Source organism: Actinomycetospora sp., from assembly GCF_055612215.1.
The window spans coordinates 1-1,491 of sequence record NZ_JBVPVA010000887.1; the positions used below are offsets into that span (position 1 = coordinate 1).

The 1,491-nt window shown below is 76.7% G+C and carries 2 protein-coding genes; one reads left to right on the forward strand and one right to left on the reverse strand.

Annotated elements, in window-relative coordinates; genetic code table 11:
• Window positions 1-295, forward strand: a 295-nt coding sequence (locus AC0CYZ_RS24130) for a hypothetical protein (RefSeq protein WP_472220040.1), incomplete at its 5' end; no start/stop codon positions are given.
• A gap of 97 nt (window positions 296-392) precedes the next feature.
• Here AC0CYZ_RS24130 and AC0CYZ_RS24135 read toward each other — a convergent pair.
• Window positions 393-1,427, reverse strand: coding sequence for a S1 family peptidase (locus AC0CYZ_RS24135; protein WP_472220043.1), 1,035 nt, complete (start codon window positions 1,425-1,427; stop codon window positions 393-395).
• Window positions 1,428-1,491: the final 64 nt, after the last annotated feature.

The window sequence follows — 1,491 nt, forward strand, 5'->3', positions numbered from 1 at the left end:
CGTGGACACCGAGCCGCTCGACCTGCCGACCGCGGTCGTCACCGGCATCCAGGCCCTGGGCGACCTGCGCGACCTGCCGATGGGCGTCCGCGACGGCCGCCTCGAGCGGATGCTCCGCGCGACCCTCGACCACCACCACCGCTCGCCACGGGCCTCGGCGGGCATCGAGGCGTCGGCCGCCGCCGTCCGCACCGCCTGCGCCCACCTCGCCGCGGGCGAGCACGAGGACGCCTACCTCGCCCTGTGCACCGCGTACGACTTCCTGCCCCGCCGCCCGGCGCCGACGTGGCGGTGACCCTGCACTCCGACCACCCCGACGGCTCCAGGGCGGACCGGCCTGCCCGCCGATCCGCCCTCGCCCCCCGCCCGCCTGCCCGTCGGGCGGGGACGCCTCACCCGAGCTGGCGCTCGATCACCGCGGCGTTCGCGCCGACGCGGGTGTAGTAGCCGGGCTTGCCGGCCCGGGCGCACCCGTCGCCGAAGCTCGTGATCCCGACGAGCTTGCCGCTCACCACCAGCGGGCCGCCCGAGTCGCCCTGGCAGGTGTCGACGCCGCCCGCGTCGTAGCCCGCGCAGGTCAGCAGGTTCGGGTCGTAGTTCGACGCGCCCGACCGGCAGTAGGAGTCGTCCCGGATCGGGACGGTGGCGGAGAGCAGGTAGCGCGACGCCGCGCCGTTCTCCGTGGTCGAGCCCCAGCCGTAGATCGTGGCCGCCGTGGCCGGGGCGTAGAGCGCGCTGTCGCCGGGCGTCGCGAGCGGCAGGGTGGCCTGCCGGACCGGCGCGGCGAGCGTGAGTACCGAGACGTCGAGGCCGTTCCCGACCGAGGTGAAGGTCGGGCTGACCCACGTCTTCGCGACGGCGACGGACGTCCCGGCCTTGGACTGCTTGTCGTCGCGCCCGACCACGACGAAGGTCTTGCGGTCCGGCGCCGACGCCGTGCAGTGGGCGGCGGTGACGACCTTGGTCGGCGTCACGAGGGTCCCGCCGCAGAACTGGAAGCCCGAGGCGTCGGTGAGGTAGACGACCCACGGCGCGGCCGTCGTGGTCCCGCGCTGGCCACCGACGACGCGACCCTGCTCGACCTCCCCCGAGCCGCCACCGCTCCCGGACCCGCCCGAGCCACCAGAGCCGTCCGAGTCGTCCGAGCCGTGCACCCGGGCGCCCCCGTGCCCGGCGACGACCACCGACGCGACGCCCTGGGTGACCGTCGCCGAGCTCCGCCCGCCGAGCCCGACCATCCCGACCGCGACGGCGGCGACGACGAGGGCACCCGTCGTGGCCAGGAGCACGGTCCGGCGGGCCACGGCCGGGGCGTCCACCGTGCGGGGCGCGGGCGCAGCCCGGTGCCGCCCGACCCCACGGCCCCGCCGGTCCCCGGGAGCCGCGGACACGTGGCGCACCCGGTCCGTCGTCGCACGTCCCCGCATGTGCCCTCCCCTCACCCTCCGCTGCTCCGGCCGTCCCTCTCACGGGACCGAACGGAGCAACTAC